We start from the raw sequence: 16,901 nt of genomic DNA on the forward strand, positions 1-16,901 counted from the left end.
GAAAAGGTATGCAAACACAACCCGCTACGACATGGTTGCAACGCGTGATGCGCGGCAATATCGTCAAACAAATTCTCGCCGGACTGATACTGGGCATTCTGTTGAGCTGGCTTTCACCTGACTCAGCACGCGCCGTTGGCCTGCTGGGCACGCTGTTTGTCGGCGCGCTAAAATCGGTAGCCCCGATTCTGGTGCTGGTACTGGTAATGGCCTCGGTGGCTAATCACCAACAGGGGCAAAAAATCAGCATTCGCCCTATCCTGTTGCTCTACTTAATCGGCACTTTCTCTGCGGCATTAACGGCCGTGATCGTCAGCTTCCTGTTCCCTTCCAGGCTACATCTGGTGGCGGCCGCGACCGATGTCGTTGCGCCTTCCGGGATTGTCGGCGTACTGGAAGGGTTACTAATGAATATCGTGGCAAACCCTGTCGACTCGCTGGTCAAAGGGAATTACATCGGCATTCTGGTCTGGGCGGTTGGTCTCGGCTTTGCCCTGCGCCACAGTAGCGATACCAGTAAGAAGCTGATTAACGATATGTCGCAAGCGGTGACGTTTATGGTCACGCTAGTGATTCGCTTTGCGCCGCTGGGGATTTTTGGCCTTGTGGCATCCACCCTCGCGACAACAGGCGTTGGCGCGCTCTGGGATTACGCGCAACTGCTGATGGTCCTGGTCGGCTGTATGTTACTGGTTGCGCTAGTGATCAACCCACTGCTGGTCTGGGTAAAGATGCGCCGGAATCCATACCCACTTGTTTTTATCTGCTTGCGTGAAAGCGGTGTGACAGCTTTTTTTACCCGCAGCTCGGCGGCGAATATTCCGGTAAATATGGCGTTGTGCGAAAAGCTCGGGCTTGATAAAGACACCTATTCCGTCTCGATCCCATTGGGTGCGACGGTCAATATGGCAGGCGCGGCAATCACCATCACCGTGCTCTCACTGGCGGCAGTGCATACACTGGGGGTGGCCGTAGATTTGCCTACAGCGGTGCTGTTAAGCATAGTGGCTTCGCTCTGCGCCTGCGGGGCATCCGGGGTGGCGGGAGGCTCGCTGCTGCTGATTCCACTGGCCTGTAACCTGTTCGGTATTTCAGCCGATGTTGCCATGCAGGTCGTCGCCGTCGGCTTTATTATTGGCATCGTGCAGGACTCTTGCGAGACTGCCATCAACTCCTCAACCGATGTGCTGTTTACCGCAGCCGCCTGTCTGGCAGACGGCGAGCGCGCGTCGTTAGTGCCTCAGCGCGATTAACGCGCAGTCGTACTCTCTTTTTGCAGCGCGGTTTCGACTTTAAACGGGTCGATGCCGCGTTTTTGCATCCGCCAGAAACGGATAATGTTCAGCCCGTTTACCACAAGGAAGCTGCCTTCGATCAGGGTGCCGCCAATCGATCCCAGCCACAGGTTATGGGTGACCCAGCAGGCGGTTGAACACCACATGACGCAACGCACGGAAAGCCCTTTGCAGCGAAACAGCGCCCAGGTACTGGCAACCGTACCGATAATCGGCAGCAGTTCGACCGGGTGGTGTAATTTAATCAAACCAAAAAACAGCGTCAGCGCAATAAATACAGCCATAACCCACAGTTTGCGGGTATGCATGGAGATAATTGTGCGTATGGCGTTGAGTTCTGCGCTCATACCGGCAGGCAGTGCGCCCATCAGGAAGAAATGCGCGCCGATGGTGGCGCTGTAAAGGGAAAGCTGGAGTTTGAAGCGTTTTTCGTCGCGGTTAATAAACGTGGTAATACCAATAAGAAAAGCAAGTACACCAACGCCCTGGGCTAACCAATACGCGCTCATGGAAGATCCTTGTTAATGACACCAAAAAAGAAACGACGCTTCATAATATGAAACGTCGTTTTTTAATTCTACTGCTGTGTTACCCAAAAGATGTCGTGCTATAGCCAGGCAGCAAGTCCGGGAACCCCGGAAGCTTACATAAGTAAGTGACCGGGGCGAGTGGATGTAGCCAACACCGCTGTAGCGCGAAAGATGAAGGGTAACTTATAACGTTACTCCGCTCTTGAAGATAGCCAGCTCGCGGAACTCGTTGCGTTCATTGCAGGTCTGCTTACCGTTGGCAAAATCCACGATCACATCCACGAACTCGCTCAGAAGCTGCGGCATGGTTTTTCCGTGAATAAGCTGGCCCGCATCGAAATCGATCCAGTGTTTCTTCTTCGCCGCCAGTTCGCTGTTCGTCGCGATTTTCACTGTCGGAACAAAGCCGCCGTAAGGGGTGCCGCGTCCGGTACTGAATAGCACCATGTGGCAACCCGCTCCCGCCAGTGCGCTGGTTGCAACCGCATCGTTACCCGGCGCGCTCAACAGGTTGAGCCCGTGGGTTTTCAGGCGTTCGCCGTAACGCAGCACGTCGACCACCTGGCTGGCCCCTGCTTTTTGTGTACAGCCAAGCGATTTTTCTTCCAGCGTAGTGATGCCGCCAGCTTTGTTACCCGGCGATGGGTTTTCGTAGATCGGCTGGTTATGCGCGATAAAGTACTGTTTGAAGTCGTTCACCATGGTGACCGTCTTCTCAAAGGTCTCTTCGTCGCGGCAATGGCTCATCAGAATCTGTTCTGCACCGAACATTTCCGGCACTTCGGTTAATACCGTGGTGCCGCCGTTACCGATAATGTAGTCAGAAAAACGTCCCAGCATCGGGTTTGCTGTGATACCGGAAAGCCCGTCTGATCCGCCACACTCCAGACCAAATTTCAGCTCGCCCAGTTTGCCGGGCTCGCGCTTGTCGTGGCGCATGGCTTCGTACAATTCGTACAGATGCTCAATGCCCGCTTCCACTTCGTCGTCCTGGTGTTGGCAGATCATAAAGTGGACGCGGGACGGATCGTATTCGCCCAGCGTTTCGCGAAACGCATCAACCTGGTTGTTTTCGCAGCCCAGACCAATGACCAGCACCGCCCCCGCGTTCGGGTGACGCACCATATTTTGCAGCATGGTACGGGTGTTAATATGGTCATCGCCCAGTTGTGAGCAACCGTAGGTATGGCTAAACAGGTGCACGCCGTCGATATCTTCAGCGTTGTGCGTCTCTTTCAGGAAACGGGTCTGGATTTGACGGGCGATGCCGTTAACACAGCCTACCGTCGGCAGGATCCACAATTCGTTGCGAACCCCAACCTCCCCGTTTGCACGGCGGTAGATCTGAACGTCGCGATCGGCCGCCGGTGCATTTTCATCAATGAGATCAGGTTGATAGCTATACTCATCCAAATCGCTCAGATTGGTACGCACATTGTGAGAATGTATGTGTTCACCTGCGGCGATATCTGTTGTGGCATGGCCGATAGGAAGACCATATTTAACAACATTCTCGCCCGTCGGGATGGCCTGCAGGGCAAATTTATGTCCGCGTACCACTGCCTGACGAAGCAGAATCTCATGACCGTCAACCACAACCTCTGTGCCTTCGGCGAGATCCGCCAGCGCTACCGCGACATTATCCAGCGAGTGGATCTTGATGTATTGCATATCAACCTCAAACGGCCTTAGTTCAGTTCAATCGCGAAGTAGTCACGCGCATTGTTAAAGCAGATATTTTTCACCATCTCGCCCAGTAGCTGAATATCAGCCGGAGCTTCACCCGCGTGCACCCAGCGGCCAATCATCTGGCACAGAATGCGACGGAAATATTCGTGACGGGTATAAGACAGGAAGCTGCGGCTATCAGTCAGCATGCCCACAAAGCGGCTCAGCAGACCGAGCTGCGCCAGTTGGGTCATCTGACGTTCCATACCGTCTTTCTGGTCGTTGAACCACCAGCCGGAACCAAACTGCATCTTGCCTGGCATGCCTTCACCCTGGAAGTTGCCGATCATGGTGCCCAGCACTTCGTTATCACGAGGGTTCAGGCAATACAGGATGGTTTTCGGCAGCAGGTTTTCTTCGTTCTGTTTGCTGAGTAATTTTGACAGTTCTTCCGCCAGCGGACGGTCATTAATGGAATCGAAGCCCACATCTGGCCCCAGCAGTTTGAACTGGCGCAGGTTGTTATTACGCAGCGCGCCAATGTGATACTGCTGTACCCAACCGCGACGGGCATATTCCGCGCCGAGGAATACCAGAACGGCTGTTTTAAACTGCGCGACTTCATGCTGGCTTAATGCTTCACCCGCCAGACGGCGTGCGAGGATGCTGTCCAGTTCCGCGTCGCTTGCTTCGGCGAAGAGCACAACGTCAAGCGCGTGGTCCGACACTTTACAACCGTGTGCTTCAAAGTGATCCAGACGTTTAGTCAGCGCCGTTTGCAGATCGGCAAAGCGACGGATATCGGTGTCAGACACTTCACCCAGCTTGCTCATGTAGTCGTTAAACGTAGCCAGTTCAATATTGAAGGCTTTGTCCGGACGCCAGCTTGGCAGCACTTTGATGGTGAAGGTGGTGTCTTTGGCAACGGCAGCGTGGTGTTCCAGAGAGTCGATCGGATCGTCAGTGGTACCGACCATCTTCACATTCATCTGCTGCATGATACCGCGGGCAGTAAATTTATCCTGCGCCAGCAATTCATTGCCCAGATTCCAGATTTCATCCGCCGTAGACGGGGAAAGCAGCTTACCTGTAATACCAAATGGACGACGAAGCTCTAAATGGGTCCAGTGGTATAACGGGTTGCCAATCGTATGCGGTACGGTTGCGGCCCAGGCATCAAACTTCTCACGATCGCTGGCATCGCCGGTACACAGGCGTTCCGGCACACCATTGGTGCGCATTGCACGCCACTTGTAGTGATCACCTTTTAACCAGATGTCATACAGGTTTTTAAAACGGTAATTATCTGCGATCTGCTGCGGCGGCAGATGGCAATGGAAGTCAAAAATCGGCTGATCTTTCGCGTAGTCATGGTACAGGCGGCGCGCAAATTCGGTATCTAACAGAAAATCTTCGGTCATAAACGGGGTCATTATCGTCTTCCTCTCAACGAGTGCGTCTGATGCTTACCTTAATGCTGACAAAGTTATCACACCAATTTCCAGTGGCCGAAGACTTTTTCGTGAGTTAGATCAATAAACGATGACAAATATTTACAAGATTGCGCGTCAAAATCACCGCCAGGCCGCGCCAGTTCTGGTCTGCTGCCGCAAAGTTAAAAACCACACAAAGAAAAACACTTTTGTGATGTCACTCACCTTTTGAAGTTGTATGACAAGTTATCTTTCTGCCGTCGAATACATAAGCCGACGGAATGCATTGCCGGTGATAAATCATCGGTCTTTACGGTACGGATACCGAATTGAGCACGTTGAATAGCAAGGTTCGGGTCGTTCCGGTGTTTACCGGTTACGCCCTCCGTTTCCACCTCCCGACCGCAACCGGCAGGTGACCGCGCTGGCGGAATTAACATAACGATGAGGTTTACATGCGTAAAATTAAAGGGTTACGTTGGTACATGATAGCGCTGGTGACGCTCGGCACCGTGCTGGGTTACTTGACGCGTAACACGATTGCGGCGGCGGCACCTACGCTGATGCAAGAATTGAATATCTCCACGCAGCAATACTCCTATATCATTGCGGCCTATTCGGCGGCGTATACCATCATGCAGCCAGTCGCAGGTTATGTGCTGGATATCCTGGGCACCAAAGTCGGCTACGCCGTCTTCGCCGTGACCTGGGCCATCTTCTGTGGCGCTACTGCGCTGGCAGGAAGCTGGGGTGGACTGGCGCTGGCGCGCGGTGCCGTTGGTGCTGCCGAAGCAGCAATGATTCCTGCAGGCCTGAAAGCGGCTTCTGAGTGGTTCCCGGCGAAAGAACGTTCTATCGCTGTGGGCTATTTCAACGTCGGTTCTTCTATTGGCGCGATGATTGCACCCCCGCTGGTCGTGTGGGCAATCGTCATGCACAGTTGGCAGCTCGCGTTCATTATCTCTGGTGTGCTGAGCTTCGCATGGGCAATGGCATGGCTGATTTTCTACAAACACCCGCGCGATCAGAAAAAACTGTCTGAAGAAGAACGCGAATACATCATTGGCGGTCAGGAAGCACAGCACCAGACTTTCAATGGCAAGAAAATGTCCGTCCTGCAGATTCTGGGCACCCGTCAGTTCTGGGGTATCGCACTGCCGCGTTTCCTGGCAGAGCCGGCATGGGGTACGTTCAACGCCTGGATCCCGCTGTTCATGTTCAAAGTCTACGGCTTTAACCTGAAAGAAATCGCTATGTTCGCCTGGATGCCAATGCTGTTTGCTGACCTGGGTTGTATCGTCGGCGGTTACCTGCCACCGCTGTTCCAGCGCTGGTTTGGTGTGAACCTGATTGTTTCTCGTAAAATGGTTGTGACCATGGGCGCGCTGCTGATGATCGGCCCAGGCATGATCGGCCTGTTTACCAGCCCATATGTTGCAATTGGTCTGCTGTGTATTGGCGGCTTCGCTCACCAGTCTCTGTCCGGTGCATTGATTACTCTGTCTTCCGATGTGTTTGGTCGTAACGAAGTGGCAACCGCGAACGGTCTGACCGGTATGGCGGCGTGGACAGCAAGTACCATGTTTGCTTTGGTGGTAGGTGCGCTGGCTGACACCATCGGCTTTAGCCCACTGTTCGCCGTGCTGGCACTGTTCGACCTGCTCGGTGCGGTGGTAATCTGGACGGTGTTAAAAAATAAATCCGCCAGTGAATTAGCGCAGGAAAGTGCGGTCGGCGGTACCGCAACGCAAAGCTAGTACACGCCTTATCTGTACTACTGTTTCCCAAAAGCCGCCCACCGTTTCGGGCGGCTTTTTCTTGCCTTGTTGTGGTGAGAATGGCGTAAAAGTGGTATAACAAATCTACTAATGCCTTATCTTGCCTGGAGCGCATATGGAAATCACTGAATCACGTCGTTTGTACCAACAACTTGCCGCCGAGCTGAAAAGCCGGATCGAGCAGGGTGTTTACCTTGTGGGTGACAAACTTCCCGCCGAGCGCTTTATTGCAGACGAAAAAAGCGTCAGCCGGACCGTGGTTCGTGAAGCAATCATCATGCTGGAAGTCGAAGGTTATGTTGAAGTTCGTAAAGGTTCAGGCATTCATGTTATTTCCAATCAACCTCGTCATACCCAGGCCCCTGACGAATCGCTGGAATTTGCAAACTACGGTCCATTTGAGCTGCTGCAGGCACGTCAGTTGATTGAAAGCAACATTGCTGAATTTGCCGCGACGCAGGTAACCAAACAAGACATCATGAAACTGATGGAAATTCAGGAAAACGCGCGTAAAGAGAAGTGCTTCCGCGATTCCGAATGGGATTTACAGTTTCATGTGCAGGTAGCCCTGGCGACACAAAACAGCGCGCTGGCAGCAATCGTCGAAAAAATGTGGACCCAGCGTGTTCACAACCCGTACTGGAAAAAACTGCACGACCATATCGATTTGCGCACCGTGGATAACTGGTGTGACGATCATGACCAAATCCTCAAGGCCTTGATTCGCAAAGACCCGCATGCGGCGAAAGTCGCGATGTGGCAGCATCTGGAAAACACCAAGCAGATGCTGTTTAACGAAACCAGCGATGATTTTGAGTTCAATGCTGACCGCTATCTGTTTGCGGAAAACCCCGTTGTTCACCTTGATACCGTAGCTAGTGGCGTAAAATAAGGCTTTTCTTTGTCAGGCGCACAGCCCTCCTGCGCCTGGCCACTTAAGGGTCAGTAAAAAGTATAGAGTGTCAGCCTTTGTAAATACCCTCGCCACCCCTCCTTTCGACAAGCAAAATCATTTTCTGACAAAGCGTAATTTCTCTGCCGCAGAACTATGGCATTTGTTACAATTGGACGCACTTTGCCACTGCGTGAGTTAGCGCTTGCTCACAGCGTTGTTACCGGAATAGTCAGGCTGCTGAATGCGCCACGAGCGACCATAATGTCACTATCAATAATGTCGCCGTGCTGTTTTACAGGTAATCGACGTGCCGTAAACCGATGTACCAGGAACATTGAATGGAACTTTTAAGCCAACTGCTGCATGCCCTCTGGAGCCAGGATTTCGAAACGCTGGCCAATCCATCCATGATCGGCATGCTCTACTTTGTGTTATTTGTCATCTTATTTCTTGAGAATGGCCTGCTTCCGGCCGCTTTCCTTCCTGGCGACAGTCTCCTGGTGCTGGTGGGTGTTTTGATTGCCAAAGGGGCTATGGGCTATCCACAAACCATTTTGTTATTAACAGCGGCCGCCAGTCTGGGCTGTTGGCTGAGCTATATTCAGGGCCGATGGCTGGGGAACACGCGAACCGTGCAAAACTGGTTATCGCACCTTCCGGCGCATTATCACCAACGTGCACATCATCTTTTTCATAAACATGGCCTCTCAGCGTTGCTGATTGGGCGTTTTATTGCATTTGTTCGCACCCTGTTACCAACTATTGCCGGAATTTCGGGTCTTAGTAGCGCTCGCTTCCAGTTTTTCAACTGGATGAGCGGTTTGTTGTGGGTGCTGATTCTAACGACACTGGGGTATTTGTTGGGTATAACGCCAGTGTTTCGTAAATATGAAGACGCGTTGATGTCTTGTTTGATGCTCCTTCCCGTTGTGCTGCTGGTGATTGGCCTGGTTGGCACACTGGTGGTGTTGTGGAAGAAAAAATACGGTAATCGGGGTCAATAATGGAATCGCAACGTCCCTTCCTGCGCTGGTTGTTTATGGGCATCGCCGCGATGGCGCTGTTCAGCGTACTCTTTTTGGGTTGGGTGACACTGCAAAACCGTGAGTCTACGCTGGCGATACGCCCAATCGCACAAAACACAAGCGTGCCGGATGGTTTTTCCATTTGGCATCATCTGGACGCAAACGGCATCCATTTCAAAAGCATTACGCCGCAAAACGACACACTGTTAATCAAATTTGAGTCCAGTGCCCAGAGCGCTGCTGCCAAGGAAGTGCTGGACAGAACGCTGCCCCACGGCTACATCGTCGCGTTACAGGATGACGAAAGCCAGACCTCTGCCTGGCTTTCGCGTTTACGCGATACCACCCATCGATTTGGCTGATCCTCCAGGATTCTGAATCTTTTCACCTACTTTGGTGCTTTAGCCGTTAACGTTCTATGCTTGAGTTAATGGAACCAAAGTCCACGTTATGTCACTGGATGCTGGCGAGCCTTGTTTCGCCAGCCAACAATGGAAGGTTTCGACCATGAAATACCGCATCGCACTGGCGCTAACCCTATTATCTGTAAGCGCGATGTCTCAGGCCGCCTCCCCCTGTCAGGAGAAGGAGCAGGAGATTACGCGTGAAATCAGCTATGCCGAAAAGCACAACAATCAGAGTCGGGTTGAAGGGCTGAATAAGGCGCTGCACGAGGTTCGCACCACCTGTTCCGACAGTAAATTGCGTGCGGAGCACCAGCGCAAAATTGCCAGACAGAAAGACGAGGTTGCCGAACGTCGCGAAGATCTCGCTAAAGCGAAACAGAAAGGCGATGCGGACAAAATAAGTAAACGCGATCACAAGCTGAAAGAGGCCGAGGCAGAACTTAAGGCGCTTGAAGCGCGTGACTACTGATTTTGATGGAAGTTAACACTCACTCACCTGGAGAGAATTATGTCTAAAGAGGCAAATACTGAACATCTGCGCGCTGAGTTGAAATCCCTGGCGGATACCCTTGAGGAAGTACTGAGCACCTCCGGGGACAAATCAAAAGAAGAGTTGAGCAAACTGCGCAGCAAAGCCGAAAAAGCCTTGCAGGAAAGCCGTTATCGTCTGGGCGAAACGGGGGATGCCATTGCCCGCCAGACCCGCGAAGCCGCTGCAAGGACTGACGAATATGTACGTGAAAACCCATGGGCCAGCGTGGGCATTGGCGCGGCGATTGGCGTCGTGTTGGGCGTGCTCCTGACGCGTCGCTGATTATGGCGGATTCACGACACGCGCAAGGACCGGGCAAAAGCGTACTGGGTATTGGGCAACGCATTGTTTCCATCATGGTTGAAATGGTGGAAACGCGGCTCCGGCTGGCAGTGGTCGAACTGGAAGAGGAAAAAGCAAACCTCTTCCAGTTGCTCATGATGTTAGGGCTGACCATGCTGTTCGCTGCATTTGGCCTGATGAGTCTGATGGTACTGGTTATCTGGGCCATCGACCCGCAATACCGACTCAACGCCATGATCGCCACCACGGTGGTGCTCCTGGTGCTGGCGTTGATTGGCGGTATCTGGACCCTACGTAAAGCCCGCGAATCCACAATTCTGCGCCACACGCGACAGGAACTGGCCAATGATCGTCAGTTACTGGAAGAGGATAAACCATGAGTCACAAGGCCGAGCGTCTCAAGCGTAAAGCCCTTTTGCTCAGCCAAATTCAGCAGCAACGGCTGGATTTGACCGCCGCCCGCCGTGACTGGGTGGACGCCACCGGTGTCTATGATCGCGGGTGGAACACCTTCCTCAGCCTGCGTTCCTGGGCACTGGTCGGTAGCAGCTTTATGGCCGTATGGTCGGTGCGCCATCCCAGCATGCTGATGCGCTGGGCGAAACGCGGGCTTGGGCTGTGGAGCGTCTGGCGGCTGGTAAAATCCACGCTTGATCAACAGCGTTAACAGACTCCCCGGCGGTGCCATACTGGCCGGGGTAGCAGCCTTTTTTTACGCCAACTTCATCAGTATCTTTGAAAAATTTCGACAGTTTTCCTTGCTAACAATCTTTTCCCGCCCCGTTTAATATCCTCTCCATCGACAGCAACCATGCGGCCAGCGCCCATGATTGCCGAACATTTCACTAAAAAAGACATTGTGGTTCCCTGGAGAGAAAGATGAAAAAATTAGAAGATGTTGGTGTACTGGTAGCGCGTATCCTGATGCCAATCCTGTTCATTACCGCAGGCTGGGGCAAAATCACCGGTTATGCCGGCACTCAGCAATATATGGAAGCCATGGGTGTCCCGGGCTTTATGTTGCCGCTGGTTATCCTGCTTGAGTTCGGCGGCGGTCTGGCCATTCTGTTCGGTTTTCTGACACGCACCACCGCGCTGTTCACCGCAGGCTTCACCCTGCTGACCGCGTTTATCTTCCACAGTAACTTTGCGGAAGGCATGAACTCCCTGATGTTTATGAAAAACCTGAGCATCACCGGTGGCTTCCTGCTGCTGGCTATCACCGGTCCGGGCGCATTCAGCATCGACCGCGTACTGAATAAAAAGTGGTAAGCGCTCTATACTGATAAAGACATGAAGCGAGGAGACATCTCCTCGCTTTTGCCATCTAAAGGAGAATGCATCATGGGACAACTCATTGACGGCGTCTGGCATGATACCTGGTATGATACCAGGTCAACCGGTGGCCGCTTCCAGCGCTCAGTGTCCGCATTTCGTAACTGGCTCACCGCCGATGGCGCACCGGGTCCATCCGGCGAAGGCGGCTTTGCAGCGGAAAAAGACAGATATCACCTGTATGTTTCTCTCGCCTGTCCCTGGGCGCACCGCACGCTCATCATGCGCACGCTAAAAGGGCTGGACGATTTTTTACCGGTTTCGGTGGTGAATCCGCTGATGCTGGAAAACGGCTGGACGTTTGATGATAACTTTCCGGCAGCGACAGGCGACGCGCTTTATCAGCATGAATTCCTCTATCAGCTTTATCTTCATGCCGACCCGCAATACACCGGACGCGTAACGGTCCCGGTACTGTGGGACAAAAAGAACCACACGATTGTCAGCAATGAATCGGCTGAAATCATTCGCATGTTCAACACTGCGTTTGATGCGCAAGGGGCGCGTGCTGGCGACTATTACCCACCAGAATTGCGCACGCAAATTGACGAGCTGAATAGCTGGATCTACGACAACGTCAATAACGGTGTCTATAAGGCCGGTTTTGCCACCAGCCAGCAGGCTTACGATGAAGCCGTCGAAAAGGTCTTCGAATCCCTCGCCCGGCTGGAACAAATCCTGGGGCAACATCGCTACCTGACAGGCGATCGGTTAACCGAGGCGGACATTCGCCTGTGGACAACGCTTATCCGTTTCGATCCGGTGTACGTGACCCACTTTAAGTGCGATAAGCATCGCATTAGCGACTATCTCAACCTCTATGGCTTCCTGCGGGATATCTACCAGATGCCAGGCATCGCGGAAACGGTCAATTTTGACCATATTCGTACCCACTACTACCGCAGCCACAAAACCATCAATCCGACGGGGATTATCTCCATCGGCCCGTGGCAGGATCTTAACGAGCCTCACGGTCGGGACCTTCGTTTCGCATAATATTTTCGGGCGCAGCCGTTGCGCCCGAAAATATTTCACGCATCCTTTTATCCCCGTCTATTCTTACAGTGATCGCTGAGAAAACAACGTATTGAACGTCTTTCGAGGTAGAGAATGGATTGGTATTTCAAAGTGCTGAGCAACTACGTCCTCTTTCATGGCCGTGCGCATCGCCGGGAGTTCTGGATGTTTATGCTGGTCAACCTCATTCTCTTTGGCGTACTTGTCGTGGTGGATGAAATTTTAGGCTGGCGCACGGGTGGCATTGGCCTGTTAAGCCTGATCTACGCTCTGCTGGTTTTCCTGCCTTCCCTTGCCGTTCAGTCCCGCCGGTTGCACGATACCGATCGCACCGCCAAATGGCTGTGGTTGTGGTGTGTTCCTGTCCTGGGTTGGTTGATGTTGTTGGCCTTCTGGAGCCAGCACGGTACCCCCGAAGAAAATCGCTTCGGCCCTGAGCCAAAAGCGTTTCCTTAAGGGGCCGGGGGAATTATTTCCCGGAGAAGAGTTTCGGTATTTCGCGCAGACACCAGGCTTTCGCTTCGCCCATGCTATCGCGCCGCCAGGCCATGATGATGTCGACTTCGCTGGTATATTCAGGACTGACGACGCGCAAACGCCCTTCTGCAATGTCCTGCTCAACCAACGGATAAGGCATCGTCGCCACACCCAGCCCCGCCAGTAAAGCCTGACGTTTATCCTCAATGGTACTGACCGTCAGACGCGGCTGTTTGTCCAGTAACTGCACCGTCAGCACCGGGCGCTCGCGCGCGGTATCCGCAACCGCCACGCCGCGATATTTCACGCGAGTCACCTCAGACAACGGTTCCGGTTCGTGGTGAATCGGATGGTCTGGTGCCGCGACATAAACGTTCAGTACCTTGTACAGCTTGCGAGAGTTGATTTCCGACGAAGAGCGGAAATGCATATCCGGCGCGATCACAATATCCGCACGCCCCTGCTCCAGCCGCTCCCAGGCGCCTGCCAGCACTTCGGTAATGATCGAGAGTTGCGTGTTGGCTTTTGCCGCCAGTTTATCGACAAGCGGGAAAAGCTCGGGCGTCGGCACCAGTGCTTCGGTAACCAGCGTCAGGTGCGTTTCCCAGCCGCGCGCCAGCGCTTCGGCATCGGTAGTGAGTTTGTCAGCCGCTTCGAGCAAAACACGGCCACGTTCCAGCAGCATGCGACCAACGTTGGTAAACTTCGTTCTATGGCCAGAGCGGTCAAACAGAACAACGTCCAGCTCTTCTTCCAGTTTCTGCATCGTATAGCTGAGCGCAGAGGGTACCCGCCCCAGTTCATCTGCCGCGGCGGCAAAGCTACCGCGACGGTCAATTGCGTCCATGACGCGTAACGCTTCCAGCGTAAGTGCCCTATCTTTCGCCATTTTTGTTCTCATTCAGGAAATTTGAACATACCGGGCAGAATATCTGGCTAACAATGCAGCGTCCATACCTTTACCATTGTTTTAGTGTAAAGAGAGGTCAAGAATTATGATTACTACCAGAACAGCCAAACAATGTGGACAAGCGGACTTCGGCTGGCTGCAGGCCCGCTACACCTTTTCCTTTGGACATTACTTTGACCCGAAACTTTTGGGCTACGCCTCCCTGCGCGTACTGAACCAGGAAGTACTGGCACCCGGAGCCTCATTCCAGCCGCGTACCTACCCGAAAGTTGATATTCTGAACCTGATTCTGGAAGGCGAAGCCGAGTATCGCGACAGCGAAGGTAACCATATTCAGGCGAAAACGGGCGAAGCGTTGCTCATTGCGACTCAGCCGGGCATTAGCTATAGCGAACATAATCTGAGTAAAGACAAGCCGCTGACGCGTATGCAGTTGTGGCTGGATGCCTGCCCGGAACGGGAAAATCCGACGGTGCAGAAAGTGATGATTGCCGATCAGGCTCGCCAGTTGCTGGCATCCCCAGACGGAAGCCAGGACAGCCTGCAATTACGCCAACAGGTGTGGTTGCACCATATCGAACTGGAAAAAGGTGAAGAGCTGACGTTTCAACTGCATGGGCCTCGCGCCTATTTGCAGTCGATCCACGGTACAGTACACGCCGTCATGCCGTGCGAATCGCGGGAAGCGCTCACCTGTGGTGACGGTGCGTTTATTCGTGATGAGGCTAACATAACGTTAGTCGCCGATACGCCGTTGCGCGCTTTACTGATAGATTTACCCGTGTAAGCGCAAGAGTTTTACGGAGTACCAAGGTGAAAAAAAAGAGTGTTCAAAACAGAACGTCAAAACCCATTTCCACAGAGCAAACGACACCGGAAGCATCGCCGCAATCTTTTGATTACGACGATATGTTGACCGAACTGGAAGCTATCGTCGCCGATGCAGAGCAGCGGCTGGCGCAAGAAGACGAAGCAGCGTAACAGAAGCCCTGGTTTAAAAACCGGGGCTTTTTTTGTGAGGTTTGCGGAAAAATTAGCCTGACGGCAACGCGCTATCCAGCAAATCGGTGCCGTAAGAATTATCGATAGTGCATAACCAGCCCTGCGAAGCAGTGTGGCGAAAAACATATGTCGCACGACGGATTGTCTTAACAGTGCCGCCTTTGCCGTCCGGGTAACGCAGCAGGGTTTCCATGATGACCAGCGCGTTATCGGCGCCTTCAATGACCTGCATCTCCCCTTGTTCTACCACCAGATTCCCCTGGAAATAGTCAGCGATGGCCATAAAAGCGTTGCGAATATTGTCTTTTCCTTTGGCAATCATTCCCGGCTTTATGACCAGCGCGGCATCGTCCGCGTAAAACGTCATCAGGGTATCGTAATCTTTTGCTGATATCGCCTTGTCGCAGGCTTCGATGATTTTCCGTATTGGGTGTGAGCTCATGTCAGATGCGTCCTGTGAGTATGTTCCGGTACTCAGTAGAGCATTGTCAGCGGAAAATGTAACGGCGAGACGCGGATAGCTACCGGAAATAGGAGTATGGCGAGACCGTAGCCCCGGTAAGCGCAGCGCCACCGGGGAATGTTCAGGCTTCCCCTCGCCCCACTGGAGCCAGAGGGAAGATCGTGCAGAAATTTGAAACCACAAAAAAGCAAAAACCCGCCGAAGCGGGTTTTTACCTGAAAAGATCGAAACTGACCGATAAGCCGGGTTCTGTCGTGGACAGTCATTCATCTAGGCCAGCAATCGCTCACTGGCTCAAGCAGCCTACCCGGGTTCAGTACGGGCCGTACCTTATGAACCCCTATTTGGCCTTGCTCCGGGTGGAGTTTACCGTGCCGCGAACTGTTACCAGCCGCGCGGTGCGCTCTTACCGCACCCTTTCACCCTTACCTGATCCCACTTGCGTGGGCCATCGGCGGTTTGCTCTCTGTTGCACTGGTCGTAGGCTGTTACACCCCCCAGGCGTTACCTGGCACCCTGCCCTATGGAGCCCGGACTTTCCTCCCCTCCGCCTGTCTCCCCCGAAGGAGGACAACGACGAAGCGGCGACTGTCTGGTCAGCTTCGGCGCGCAGTATAGAGGGTTTGCGCGCCGATGTCACCCCTCAGCAGACATGCCAACCTGTAAGGTGGCCGCAATATTGCGGGATGCATGATAAATATTGTCAAAAGCACCACGGAACGCCTCTTCCAGCGTACCAATGCTGGTCAGGACGCTGAATACCGCGTCAATACCATACTGATGCACAATGCCAACATCACGCGTCAGGCTTCCGGCAATACCGATAACTGGCTTGTGGTATTTTTTTGCCACGTTTGCCACGCCCACCGGCACTTTACCGTGGATACTCTGGCTGTCGATACGGCCTTCACCGGTGACCACCAGGGTACAATCATGAATATGTTCTTCCAGATTCAATGCCTGGGTTACGATTTCGATACCGCTACGCAGCTCCGCGCCGAGGAATGCCATCAACGCGGCGCCCATCCCCCCCGCCGCACCGGCTCCCGGCACATTTTTCACATCAATATGCAGCGATTTTTTAATCACATCGGCGTAATGGGCAAGATTACGGTCCAGCTCAACGATCAGCGCTTCCGTCGCGCCTTTTTGTGGCCCAAAGATACGCGATGCGCCTTTTTCGCCGGTCAGCGGGTTTGTCACATCACAGGCAACACGAATGGTGCAGCCTTCAAGACGCGGATCGAGCCCGGAAACATCAATAGCATTCAGGCTTATCAGGCTACCGCCGCCGTTGCCGATGTCGGTACCATTGGCATCACACAGCTTCGCGCCAAGCGCCTGTACCATACCCGCTCCGCCGTCGTTCGTTGCGCTACCGCCGATGCCGATAATAATGTTTTTCGCCCCATGATCCAGCGCGTGCAAAATAAGTTCCCCGGTGCCGCGTGAAGTGGTGATCAGAGGGTTTCGTAATTCAGGGGGCACAAGTGCCAGACCGCTGGCGGCGGCCATTTCTATAAAGGCTGTTTTACCGTCGCCGGACATCCCCCAACGCGCATCGACATTTTCACCTAAAGGGCCGGTGACGCATGCACTGTGCACAGAACCTTTTGTCGCGGCAATCATGGCTTCAACCGTTCCCTCACCGCCATCTGCGACCGGAACTGAAACGTATTGAGCATTCGGGAAAATTTCCCGAAATCCTTTTTCTATCGCCTGCGCTACTTCGGTAGCAGAAAGGCTTTCTTTATAAGAGTCTGGGGCGATTACGATTTTCATAGTTGATTAGCCTGACATTGCCGCGCAAGGCATTCATTTCACCTCACAG

The 16,901-nt window shown here is 53.2% G+C and carries 20 protein-coding genes and 1 other RNA gene; 14 read left to right on the forward strand and 7 right to left on the reverse strand.

Annotated elements, in window-relative coordinates; translation table 11 throughout:
- Positions 1-8 precede the first annotated feature (8 nt).
- The gene (sstT, locus tag ABU190_RS20105) at positions 9-1,253 is read left to right on the forward strand and encodes a serine/threonine transporter SstT (protein ID WP_354692241.1); all 1,245 of its coding nucleotides are present in this window, start codon (positions 9-11) and stop codon (positions 1,251-1,253) included.
- On the opposite strand, the gene ABU190_RS20110 is transcribed toward sstT, so the two are convergent.
- From ABU190_RS20110 to uxaC, 3 genes are all read right to left on the reverse strand, one after another.
- Complete coding sequence (locus ABU190_RS20110; RefSeq protein ID WP_071194466.1) at positions 1,250-1,804, reverse strand: YgjV family protein; 555 nt, start codon at positions 1,802-1,804, stop codon at positions 1,250-1,252. The two genes, sstT and ABU190_RS20110, sit on opposite strands and share 4 nt — an antisense overlap.
- Before the next feature lie 204 nt (positions 1,805-2,008).
- Positions 2,009-3,496 carry an altronate dehydratase family protein gene (locus ABU190_RS20115; protein ID WP_107223817.1) on the reverse strand — a complete coding sequence of 496 codons (1,488 nt, stop codon included), beginning with the start codon at positions 3,494-3,496 and terminating at the stop codon, positions 2,009-2,011.
- A 17-nt stretch (positions 3,497-3,513) separates the two neighbouring features.
- Positions 3,514-4,926 carry a glucuronate isomerase gene (gene uxaC / locus ABU190_RS20120; protein WP_039077525.1) on the reverse strand — a complete coding sequence of 471 codons (1,413 nt, stop codon included), beginning with the start codon at positions 4,924-4,926 and terminating at the stop codon, positions 3,514-3,516.
- A gap of 455 nt (positions 4,927-5,381) precedes the next feature.
- Here uxaC and ABU190_RS20125 point away from each other — a divergent pair, with 455 nt between their 5' ends.
- The 11 genes from ABU190_RS20125 to ABU190_RS20175 all read left to right on the forward strand — a co-directional run bounded on the left by ABU190_RS20125 (position 5,382) and on the right by ABU190_RS20175 (position 12,674).
- A complete protein-coding gene (locus ABU190_RS20125; RefSeq protein ID WP_296409527.1) occupies positions 5,382-6,683 on the forward strand; it encodes an MFS transporter in 1,302 nt (433 codons plus the stop codon).
- A gap of 136 nt (positions 6,684-6,819) precedes the next feature.
- On the forward strand, positions 6,820-7,596 hold the full coding sequence (exuR, locus tag ABU190_RS20130) for a transcriptional regulator ExuR (protein ID WP_047373008.1): 777 nt from the start codon (positions 6,820-6,822) through the stop codon (positions 7,594-7,596).
- 341 nt (positions 7,597-7,937) lie between these two features.
- A complete protein-coding gene (gene yqjA / locus ABU190_RS20135; protein WP_039077522.1) occupies positions 7,938-8,603 on the forward strand; it encodes a DedA family general envelope maintenance protein YqjA in 666 nt (221 codons plus the stop codon).
- On the forward strand, positions 8,603-8,986 hold the full coding sequence (gene mzrA / locus ABU190_RS20140) for an EnvZ/OmpR regulon moderator MzrA (RefSeq protein WP_354692242.1): 384 nt from the start codon (positions 8,603-8,605) through the stop codon (positions 8,984-8,986). The genes yqjA and mzrA overlap by 1 nt, the downstream gene beginning before the upstream one ends.
- A 145-nt stretch (positions 8,987-9,131) precedes the next feature.
- Complete coding sequence (locus ABU190_RS20145) at positions 9,132-9,500, forward strand: DUF1090 domain-containing protein (RefSeq protein WP_193796331.1); 369 nt, start codon at positions 9,132-9,134, stop codon at positions 9,498-9,500.
- Positions 9,501-9,539: 39 nt separating this feature from the next.
- Complete coding sequence (locus ABU190_RS20150; RefSeq protein ID WP_039077519.1) at positions 9,540-9,845, forward strand: YqjD family protein; 306 nt, start codon at positions 9,540-9,542, stop codon at positions 9,843-9,845.
- A 2-nt stretch (positions 9,846-9,847) separates the two neighbouring features.
- On the forward strand, positions 9,848-10,246 hold the full coding sequence (locus tag ABU190_RS20155; RefSeq protein ID WP_071194462.1) for a phage holin family protein: 399 nt from the start codon (positions 9,848-9,850) through the stop codon (positions 10,244-10,246).
- Complete coding sequence (locus ABU190_RS20160; RefSeq protein WP_039077517.1) at positions 10,243-10,533, forward strand: YqjK-like family protein; 291 nt, start codon at positions 10,243-10,245, stop codon at positions 10,531-10,533. Before ABU190_RS20155 ends, ABU190_RS20160 begins: the two co-directional genes overlap by 4 nt.
- A gap of 212 nt (positions 10,534-10,745) precedes the next feature.
- Positions 10,746-11,138: a DoxX family protein gene (locus ABU190_RS20165; protein WP_039077516.1), complete on the forward strand. Its 393-nt coding sequence runs from the start codon at positions 10,746-10,748 to the stop codon at positions 11,136-11,138.
- A gap of 72 nt (positions 11,139-11,210) precedes the next feature.
- Positions 11,211-12,197 (forward strand): glutathione S-transferase family protein, encoded by a 987-nt coding sequence (locus tag ABU190_RS20170; RefSeq protein WP_354692243.1) that lies wholly within the window; start codon positions 11,211-11,213, stop codon positions 12,195-12,197.
- Positions 12,198-12,311: 114 nt separating this feature from the next.
- Positions 12,312-12,674, forward strand: coding sequence for a DUF805 domain-containing protein (locus ABU190_RS20175; RefSeq protein ID WP_039077514.1), 363 nt, complete (start codon positions 12,312-12,314; stop codon positions 12,672-12,674).
- Between the two features lie 13 nt (positions 12,675-12,687).
- Here the strand turns inward: ABU190_RS20175 and yhaJ are convergent, their stop codons facing one another.
- Positions 12,688-13,584, reverse strand: a complete 897-nt coding sequence (gene yhaJ, locus ABU190_RS20180; protein ID WP_039077513.1) for a DNA-binding transcriptional regulator YhaJ — start codon at positions 13,582-13,584, stop codon at positions 12,688-12,690.
- Between the two features lie 106 nt (positions 13,585-13,690).
- Between yhaJ and ABU190_RS20185 the strand changes: the two genes are divergently transcribed.
- Complete coding sequence (locus ABU190_RS20185; RefSeq protein ID WP_039077512.1) at positions 13,691-14,392, forward strand: pirin family protein; 702 nt, start codon at positions 13,691-13,693, stop codon at positions 14,390-14,392.
- Positions 14,393-14,418: 26 nt separating this feature from the next.
- Complete coding sequence (locus ABU190_RS20190; protein ID WP_165157949.1) at positions 14,419-14,586, forward strand: hypothetical protein; 168 nt, start codon at positions 14,419-14,421, stop codon at positions 14,584-14,586.
- A gap of 52 nt (positions 14,587-14,638) precedes the next feature.
- Here ABU190_RS20190 and ABU190_RS20195 read toward each other — a convergent pair whose 3' ends face one another.
- The 3 genes from ABU190_RS20195 to garK all read right to left on the reverse strand — a co-directional run bounded on the left by ABU190_RS20195 (position 14,639) and on the right by garK (position 16,852).
- Entirely contained in the window at positions 14,639-15,049 is a 411-nt protein-coding gene (locus tag ABU190_RS20195) for an SgcJ/EcaC family oxidoreductase (RefSeq protein WP_039077511.1), read from the reverse strand.
- A 243-nt stretch (positions 15,050-15,292) separates the two neighbouring features.
- Positions 15,293-15,674: RNase P RNA component class A (gene rnpB / locus ABU190_RS20200), an RNA gene on the reverse strand.
- A gap of 32 nt (positions 15,675-15,706) precedes the next feature.
- The gene (gene garK / locus ABU190_RS20205) at positions 15,707-16,852 is read right to left on the reverse strand and encodes a glycerate 2-kinase (RefSeq protein ID WP_039077510.1); all 1,146 of its coding nucleotides are present in this window, start codon (positions 16,850-16,852) and stop codon (positions 15,707-15,709) included.
- Positions 16,853-16,901 lie beyond the last annotated feature (49 nt).

Source organism: Phytobacter sp. RSE-02, assembly GCF_040578655.1.
GTDB classification, from domain to species: domain Bacteria; phylum Pseudomonadota; class Gammaproteobacteria; order Enterobacterales; family Enterobacteriaceae; genus Phytobacter; species Phytobacter diazotrophicus.